This window comes from Pseudomonas lundensis (assembly GCF_002269125.1).
GTDB classification, from domain to species: Bacteria; Pseudomonadota; Gammaproteobacteria; order Pseudomonadales; family Pseudomonadaceae; genus Aquipseudomonas; species Aquipseudomonas lundensis_A.
Window position 1 is genome coordinate 23,519 of sequence record NZ_NQKI01000046.1, and the last position, 8,439, is coordinate 31,957.

The 8,439-nt window shown below is 55.4% G+C and carries 6 protein-coding genes and 6 tRNA genes; 9 read left to right on the forward strand and 3 right to left on the reverse strand.

All coding sequences use genetic code 11. The features are described from left to right. The first annotated feature begins 94 nt into the window (after positions 1-94). Positions 95-1,120: a quinone-dependent dihydroorotate dehydrogenase gene (locus tag CJF39_RS20475; protein WP_094995086.1), complete on the forward strand. Its 1,026-nt coding sequence runs from the start codon at positions 95-97 to the stop codon at positions 1,118-1,120. Between the two features lie 114 nt (positions 1,121-1,234). On the opposite strand, the gene rmf is transcribed toward CJF39_RS20475, so the two are convergent. Beyond that, on the reverse strand, positions 1,235-1,450 hold the full coding sequence (gene rmf / locus CJF39_RS20480) for a ribosome modulation factor (RefSeq protein WP_094995087.1): 216 nt from the start codon (positions 1,448-1,450) through the stop codon (positions 1,235-1,237). A gap of 542 nt (positions 1,451-1,992) precedes the next feature. On the opposite strand from rmf, the gene rlmKL reads away from it, so the two are divergent. Further along, the gene (gene rlmKL, locus CJF39_RS20490) at positions 1,993-4,263 is read left to right on the forward strand and encodes a bifunctional 23S rRNA (guanine(2069)-N(7))-methyltransferase RlmK/23S rRNA (guanine(2445)-N(2))-methyltransferase RlmL (protein WP_094995089.1); all 2,271 of its coding nucleotides are present in this window, start codon (positions 1,993-1,995) and stop codon (positions 4,261-4,263) included. 102 nt (positions 4,264-4,365) lie between these two features. Here the strand turns inward: rlmKL and dacB are convergent, their stop codons facing one another. Beyond that, entirely contained in the window at positions 4,366-5,832 is a 1,467-nt protein-coding gene (gene dacB, locus CJF39_RS20495) for a D-alanyl-D-alanine carboxypeptidase/D-alanyl-D-alanine endopeptidase (RefSeq protein WP_094995090.1), read from the reverse strand. A 232-nt stretch (positions 5,833-6,064) separates the two neighbouring features. Between dacB and CJF39_RS20500 the strand changes: the two genes are divergently transcribed. Then, a complete protein-coding gene (locus tag CJF39_RS20500) occupies positions 6,065-6,409 on the forward strand; it encodes a YggL family protein (protein ID WP_048369844.1) in 345 nt (114 codons plus the stop codon). A 248-nt stretch (positions 6,410-6,657) separates the two neighbouring features. On the opposite strand, the gene CJF39_RS20505 is transcribed toward CJF39_RS20500, so the two are convergent. Beyond that, positions 6,658-7,416 carry a hypothetical protein gene (locus CJF39_RS20505; RefSeq protein WP_094995091.1) on the reverse strand — a complete coding sequence of 253 codons (759 nt, stop codon included), beginning with the start codon at positions 7,414-7,416 and terminating at the stop codon, positions 6,658-6,660. Positions 7,417-7,765: 349 nt separating this feature from the next. On the opposite strand from CJF39_RS20505, the gene CJF39_RS20510 reads away from it, so the two are divergent. The 6 genes from CJF39_RS20510 (at position 7,766) to CJF39_RS20535 (ending at position 8,439) form a co-directional block, all read left to right on the forward strand. After that, positions 7,766-7,841: transfer RNA gene (locus CJF39_RS20510), tRNA-Glu, on the forward strand. A gap of 2 nt (positions 7,842-7,843) precedes the next feature. Then, positions 7,844-7,919, forward strand: a tRNA-Gly gene (locus tag CJF39_RS20515). 103 nt (positions 7,920-8,022) lie between these two features. Beyond that, positions 8,023-8,098, forward strand: a tRNA-Glu gene (locus CJF39_RS20520). 5 nt (positions 8,099-8,103) lie between these two features. Further along, positions 8,104-8,179: transfer RNA gene (locus tag CJF39_RS20525), tRNA-Gly, on the forward strand. 103 nt (positions 8,180-8,282) lie between these two features. Further along, positions 8,283-8,358 (forward strand) — tRNA-Glu (locus CJF39_RS20530). A 5-nt stretch (positions 8,359-8,363) separates the two neighbouring features. Further along, a tRNA-Gly gene (locus CJF39_RS20535) sits at positions 8,364-8,439 on the forward strand.

Genomic DNA, 8,439 nt, shown 5'->3' on the forward strand with positions numbered 1-8,439 from the left:
CCTGATACGCCGCGCCACACTTCCCTCGCGTCTTCGCGCTCGGCACGGCTATAATCGCGCTCTCTTTCAGCCGCCTTCCGAGACCATCGAGCCCATGTATAACCTGGCCCGCCAGTTGCTCTTCAAACTTTCTCCTGAAACCTCGCATGATCTGTCCCTTGACTTGATCGGGGCGGGCGGCCGTTTGGGGCTGAACAGTTTGCTGTGCAAGGCGCCGGCCAAGCTGCCCGTTACGGTCATGGGCCTTGAGTTCCCCAACCCGGTCGGGTTGGCCGCAGGCCTGGATAAAAACGGTGCTGCGATTGATGGTTTTGCTCAATTGGGCTTTGGATTTGTGGAGATCGGCACCGTTACGCCGCGCCCGCAGCCCGGTAATCCCAAGCCGCGTATTTTTCGTTTGCCTGAAGCGCAGGCCATTATCAACCGCATGGGGTTCAACAACCTTGGCGTCGATAATTTGGTGACACGTGTGCAGGCCGCCAAGTACAGCGGCATTCTGGGCATCAATATCGGCAAGAATTTCGATACACCGGTTGAGCGTGCTGTCGATGATTACCTGATCTGTCTGGACAAGGTCTACGCTCACGCAAGCTACGTGACCGTTAACGTCAGCTCGCCCAATACACCTGGCCTTCGCACGCTTCAGTTCGGCGATTCGCTCAAGCAGCTTCTGGAAGCCTTACAGCTGCGCCAGAACGAACTTACACAGCGTCACGGAAAGCGCGTGCCACTTGCAATCAAGATTGCACCTGACATGACCGATGAAGAAACCGTGCTCGTTGCACGTGCCTTGCTGGATACAGGCATGGATGCGGTGATCGCCACCAACACGACGTTGAGTCGCATCGGCGTTGAGGGTATGGAGCATGGGGATGAAGCGGGCGGCCTGTCGGGTGCACCCGTACGAGAAAAAAGCACCCACACGGTGAAGGTCCTGGCTGAAGAACTTGCTGGCCGGATGCCTATAATTGCAGCGGGCGGCATCACTGAAGGCCGGCATGCGGCTGAAAAAATCGAGGCTGGTGCCAGTCTGGTGCAAGTTTACTCCGGCTTTATTTATAAAGGACCCGCGCTGATTCGCGAATCGGTGGATGCCATTTCGGCTATTCCTCGTCGATAAACACCCAATAAAAAGGGCTCCTTGAAGGAGCCCTTGGGCCGCAGCCCGCCGCCCGGATAGGACGGCATGGTTAAAGTGTTGCGTATTCGAGGTGATGTCGGAATGTGCCCAGAGTTAGCCGACGGCGTGAAGTTCGTTGAGTCTGTGGATGCCCGCAGTGCCTGTCATACCGTCCCAGTTGTCGCCGCGTCCTTCGCGCCAGCCATTAATCCATGCCTGGCGCACCGACGGTAGAGAAAAAGGGCAAAGCTCACGGGACTTGCCATTAACGCCATATTGGTATCCGCGTAAGAAAGCTCTTTCCAACGGATCACGCTTAAGTCTTCTCATAGGGTATTGCCCTCACTTGTTGACTGTTTTATATCGCGTCGACCTGACTCAGGTCGGGGCAGAATAGATCTGCCGTGGGTTGCTCGCTGCCGGCGTGGCGAGCATGTTTGTAATCACCTGCGCGGTGACTACCTGAGTTAAGTTCTAACCAATGTACTTGGGTGTGTGAATGATCGTTTTGTCATAAGGACGTAACGATAGTGTTGTTCAGGCCATAAGACCGGGTGTGCTGTTGCCCCTTTCTACGACAAAAGCCTGATGCTGCGAGTGTTTGCAAAGATGATGCGTTTCATTCTCTGCTGCGAATGACCGCCTTTTTTGCTCGGGTACTATTCGACGAAGGGTCTGAATATGTCCCTTTGTTTCAAGATGAATGACCTGCCTCTGCGTCTAAACTCTTTATGCCTGCGGGCGAGGGTGGTCGTTGGGGTGGAACGGCACAGTTTCGTGCCACGCGAGCGCTCTTCAAGAAAAGCGCTTGATTGAAAACGGAGCAGGCAATGCGTTGCCTCTTCACTGATAGCTAAAAGCTCAGGAATCCCATGTCGGATCGTTACGAACTCTTCCTTACCTGCCCGAAAGGCCTTGAAGGCCTTCTCCTTGAAGAGGCCACCGGCCTTGGCCTTGAGGAAGCTCGCGAGCATACCTCGGCCATTCGTGGTACTGCAGATATGGAAACTGCCTACCGTCTGTGTCTCTGGTCGCGCCTTGCCAACCGCGTATTGCTGGTGCTCAAACGCTTCCCGATGAAGGATGCCGAGGACCTCTACCACGGCGTACTGGATGTTGACTGGCAGGATCACATGGTGCCGGACGGCACCCTGGCGGTGGAATTCAGCGGCCATGGTTCAGGCATCGACAACACGCACTTTGGTGCGTTGAAGGTCAAGGACGCCATTGTCGACAAATTGCGTACGCCAGCCGGTGAGCGTCCTTCGATCGATAAGATCAGTCCAGACTTGCGTATTCATTTGCGTCTGGACCGTGGCGAAGCCATTTTGTCGCTGGATCTGTCTGGCAGCAGCCTGCACCAGCGCGGGTATCGCTTGCAGCAAGGCGCAGCGCCCCTTAAAGAAAACCTTGCGGCAGCCATTTTGATTCGTGCGGGCTGGCCGCGCATGGCAGCCGAAGGCGCCGCGCTGGCTGACCCTATGTGCGGTGTGGGCACATTCCTGGTTGAGGGTGCGATGATCGCGGCGGACATGGCGCCCAACCTCAATCGCATACATTGGGGGTTTGATGCCTGGCTCGGCCATGTGCCTGCAATCTGGAAAAAACTCCATCAGGAAGCCACAGAGCGTGCTGAAGCAGGCATGTCCAAGCCGCCGTTGTGGATTCGTGGTTACGAAGCTGACCCGCGATTGATCCAGCCTGCCCGCAATAACATCGAGCGTGCCGGGTTGAGCCACTGGATCAAAATTTACCAGGGTGAAGTCGCGACGTTCGAGCCCCGCCCGGATCAGAACCAGAAAGGCCTGGTCATCTGTAACCCCCCTTATGGCGAGCGTCTGGGTGATGAAGCGAGCCTGCTCTATCTCTACCAGAACCTCGGCGAGCGTCTGCGTCAGGCGTGCTTGAACTGGGAGGCCGCAGTATTTACTGGCGCTCCGGATCTGGGCAAGCGCATGGGCATTCGCAGCCACAAGCAGTACTCGTTCTGGAACGGTGCCTTGCCATGCAAGCTGCTGCTGATCAAGGTTGTACCGGATCAGTTTGTGACAGGTGAGCGTCGCACTCCCGAGCAGCGTCAGGCGGAGCGGGAGCAGGCTGAGTCCGATCTGCCGTCCAACATTGAGGCGCCGGGTAAATACGAGAAGTTCAACAAGAACGGTAATCCGATCAAGCCGGTTCCTGTTGTGATCGAACAGCCGCGATTGAGCGAAGGCGGGCAGATGTTCGCCAATCGTCTGCAAAAGAATCTCAAAGCGCTGGGGAAGTGGGTCAAGCGTGAAGGTATCGATTGCTACCGTGTTTACGATGCAGACATGCCTGAGTACTCGATGGCGATTGACCTGTACCACGACTGGGTACACGTTCAGGAGTATGCAGCACCTAAATCCATCGATCCGGAAAAAGCCTCGGCGCGTATGTTCGATGCGCTGGCGGCCATTCCGCAGGCACTGAACGTCGATAAAAGCCGCGTGATCGTCAAGCGCCGTGAACGTCAAAGCGGTACCAAGCAGTACGAACGCCAAAGTGCTCAAGGCAAGTTCACCGAAGTCAATGAAGGTGGCGTGAAGCTGCTGGTCAACCTGACGGACTATCTGGACACAGGCCTGTTCCTTGATCACCGCCCGATGCGCATGCGTATTCAGCGTGAGGCTGCCGGCAAGCGCTTCCTTAACCTGTATTGCTACACCGCAACTGCCAGTGTCCATGCGGCCAAAGGTGGCGCGCGCAGCACTACCAGCGTGGACTTGTCCAAGACCTATCTGGACTGGGCGCGTCGCAATCTGTCGCTCAATGGCTTTTCAGACAAGAACCGTCTGGAGCAGGGCGATGTGATGGTCTGGCTGGACGCATGTCGGGAAGAGTACGACTTGATCTTTATCGATCCGCCGACCTTCTCTAATTCCAAGCGCATGGAGGGCATCTTCGATGTCCAGCGCGACCACGTGCAATTGCTGGATCTGGCCATGGCGCGTTTGGCGCCGGGGGGCGTGCTGTATTTCTCGAACAACTTCCGCAAGTTCATTCTTGATGAGCATCTGGAAGCGCGCTACGCGGTAGAAGAAATCACGGCCAGCACGATTGATCCGGATTTTGCGCGCAACAGCAAAATTCACCGCGCGTGGAAAATCACTGCGCGTTGACGGCCTCTTTGTCATTTCTTAGCGCAATGACAGATGCAGTACACACAAAAACGCCCCGGTTCTTGCGAGCCGGGGCGTTTTTTGTGGCAGGTAAGAGACCCGCTACTGGGCGATGGAAACTGCGTTATTCGGCACTTGCGGCTGGCGATAAAGGTCCAGCAATACTTGGTCGAGAACTGCAGAGGCACCCCATGGGCGTGGGTCATTGAGAATGGCGACCACGGCCCAGGTGTTGCCATTGCTATCGCGGCTGAAACCCGAAATGGCCCGGACAGTGTTGAGGGTGCCGGTCTTGATGTGAGCCTGTCCGTTCATGGCGGTGGTTTTCAGGCGTTTGCGCATCGTGCCGTCCTTGCCGGCAATGGGCATGGAGCTGATGAACTCGGCAGCATACGGGCTCTTCCATGCGGCCTGAAGCATCTGGGCCATTTCACGTGCGCTGACTCGCTCGGCGCGAGACAGGCCCGAGCCATTCTCCATCACCAGGTGTGGTGCGGTGATGCCTTTCTTGGCCAGCCACTGACGAACCACCCGTTGTGCTGCTTTGGCATCATCGCCATCTGCATCGGTGCGGAACTGCGCGCCCAGGCTCAGAAACAGCTGTTGAGCCATGGTGTTGTTGCTGTACTTGTTGATGTCACGAATGATTTCGGCCAAGTCGGGCGAGAAAGCGCGGGCCAGTACTTTGGCGCTTTTAGGCACCGAACCCTGACGGTCCTGTCCCAGAATGCTGCCGCCCAGCTCTTTCCATATCGCGCGAACTGCGCCTGCGGTGTACGTTGCGTGATCAAGCAGCGACAGGTACGTCTGCGAGTTGCAGCCTTCTCCCAGCTGGCCAGTGACGGTGACGACCACCGAGCCGTCCGGCTGCGTCACCGGGTTGTAGCGCACGTCCCCCGTGCATTGCTTGGCGTTGACGGCTTTTACCTGGTTATCCACGCGGATGCTGGCAATCGGCGGCTCAACCGATATCAGGACCTTTCCTGAATCATTGCGTGCAACAAAACGCAGCGCCTTGAGGTTGACCATCAGCGCGTCGGGTTTGACCAGGAACGGCTTGTTCTTGTCATTACCGTCGTCGTCAAACACGGGCAATTGTGGTTGTTCGAAGAAGCTGCGATCCAGCACCAGATCGCCCGTCACCTGCTGCACACCATTGGCGCGCAGGTCGCGCATCAATAGCCAGAGCTTTTCCATGTTCAGCTTGGGGTCGCCACCGCCTTTAAGATAAAGGTTGCCTTGCAGGATGCCGTTGCTCAGCGTGCCGTCGGTGTAAAACTCGGTTTTCCACTGATGGGTAGGGCCGAGCATTTCCAGCGCCGCATAGGTGGTGACCAGCTTCATGGTGGACGCCGGGTTCATAGAGACGTCGGCGTTGAAAACAGTCGGTACGCCGGGACCGTTGAGCGGTAGCATCACCAACGACAGTGCGTTGTTTTGCAGCTTGTTGGTTTTAAGGGCCTGTTGAACCTTGGGCGACAGGGTGGTGTTGACGGGGGCGGCGTTGGCCCCAAAGGCGAATGGCAGCATCAGCCCGGCAAGAAACAATGGACGTAAAGACTTGATCATAAAAAGTAATACCCTACAGGCGAGGGGGAAAATACGAGGGCATGATGAAAAGATTCCCTCAATGGTCATGAAAGTGACGGCATTATGCCCCAAGGTCGTCAGGCTTGGGCATTGCCGTGATACATACATCCACTGATTAAATGCACAAAACGATGAGCCGTCCACACTGAACCGGGCAAGTGCAGCTCGAAACTGGTAAAGTGCCGCCGTTATTACTTAAGAGGATTGTTCAATGGCTACTAATCGTTCCCAGCGTCTGCGCAAAAAGCTGTGCGTTGATGAATTTCAGGAGTTGGGTTTTGAGCTGAACCTGGATTTCAAAGAAGACCTGTCGGATGAAGCTGTCGATGCTTTCCTCGATGCGTTCTTGAAAGAAGCCATGGAAGCCAACGGCCTTGGTTATGTTGGCGGCGACGACTACGGTCTGGTTTGCCTGCAGAAGCGTGGTTCGGTCAGCGAAGAACAGCGTGCCGCTGTTGAAGCCTGGCTGAAAGCTCGTCCAGAGCTGACCAGTGTTGAAGTGAGCCCGCTGCTTGACGTTTGGTACCCGGAAAAGCCAATCAATCCGGTAGCCTGATGTTGTGCATGGAGGCAGCCTGCATGGCTGCTTCCATGCTGTTGCCCTGCAACATTCTCTAGCCCGTTCGGGCGTCAGATAAAAACCCTCGATCTTTTTTGCTCGCCCTGCGTGTATGTATCCGCGCGCGCATATTCCTGCGCAGGTTAGGCGTTAAGACCGTGCCTGTTGATCAGTCATCAATGCTTTCAGGTATCCAAAAAAAAGGACAAGGCATACGCTTGTCCTTTTTTTCAGGGTTTAGCACATCAGTCGTAGATGACCTTTTTCTTCCAGTCGGCATCCGCTTCGTCAGTTTTCAAACCTTCAGTCAGCTCATTGACTTCATCTTTTGCCGGCTCAAGCTTGGTGAGTACGAGCGAGTTGGCACGCGCCAGTTGCTCCTCCATTTCCTTCAGGGCGTTGCTGTACAGGGCAGGCTCAGGCTGTTTGCGCAGGTACTGGGCGCCGCGCTCATAGGCGAGACGTGCCTGGCCAGGCTGATTTTGCTGGAAAGCCAGTTGCCCAAGGTTGTTGAAAAATTCGATGTGCAGCACGACCAGTAAATGGCGGATCTCTTTGATCCAGCGCTTGGCTTCGTTGGTAGGCAGAAAGCCATCTTGCACCGCGCGGGTGATTTGCCCGTGCAACGTTTCCAGCAGAAAACGCACGTCTTTTGCTTTGGCTTCAGTCAGGATAGGGCCGGGCGGGTTATTGACCGGAATCGATTCACCTTGGCCCACCAGTGCATTCAGCTCGGCAATGCGTGCCTTCACAGGCGCGCTGTTCTTATCCAGATGCAGCAGGCGCTGGCACGCATTGAGTTCCAGGCGCGTCAGCAAGTGCTTGAGGCCGGGCGACATCAATTGGCCCGGGAATGTTTCGCTGACTTCGCTACAGCGACGAACGCGGTCAGTCAGTTCAACCTTCAGGCGCGCCTTTTCCAGTTTGTTGTTTTCCACCACATGGTTCATGTAACCGATGGCGATCAATAGGACGATCCCGGCTACTACAAGCAGGGTGATCATGGATGGCGTCAACGTGAAAACCTCTTTGGATGGTCAATGGGCTTTATTTGGGTGTGGCAAACAATCTTGAAGGTAATAGCTCTCATCTATAAAGAGGCAAAAGTGTGGGATGTGGTACAGAGTGCCACTATTGTCCGCTGCCAACTATAACTCCTTGTAGGATGTCGGAATATAGGCGTCAGGACTTGGGCGCTAGACGGCGTAAGAAAAGTCCTGAAGATAGGGGAAGTCATTGATTTCAATATATTTTCATATTGGGGTTGACGACTTCCAAAACCATCCCTAGAATGCGCGCCAATTGCAGCGTAAAGCACACAGCCAAACGCAGTGACCAGTGAAGTTGTAGCGTGTCCCCTTCGTCTAGTGGCCTAGGACACCGCCCTTTCACGGCGGTAACAGGGGTTCGAGTCCCCTAGGGGACGCCAATGCGGGAATAGCTCAGTTGGTAGAGCACGACCTTGCCAAGGTCGGGGTCGCGAGTTCGAGTCTCGTTTCCCGCTCCATTTTTAAGCAGCTTCGCTCTTGAGCGGGGTTGAGTGAAAGCCAAAACAATAACTTCGGTTAATGTAATTGGCACTGAAACATACAGCGTATGTTTTGGGCAACGTCCCCTTCGTCTAGTGGCCTAGGACACCGCCCTTTCACGGCGGTAACAGGGGTTCGAGTCCCCTAGGGGACGCCATTATTGCGGGAATAGCTCAGTTGGTAGAGCACGACCTTGCCAAGGTCGGGGTCGCGAGTTCGAGTCTCGTTTCCCGCTCCATTTTTAAGCAGCTTCGCTCTTGAGCGGGGTTGAGTGAAAGCCAAAACAATAACTTCGGTTAATGTAATTGGCACTGAAACATACAGCGTATGTTTTGGGCAACGTCCCCTTCGTCTAGTGGCCTAGGACACCGCCCTTTCACGGCGGTAACAGGGGTTCGAGTCCCCTAGGGGACGCCATTATTGCGGGAATAGCTCAGTTGGTAGAGCACGACCTTGCCAAGGTCGGGGTCGCGAGTTCGAGTCTCGTTTCCCGCTCCA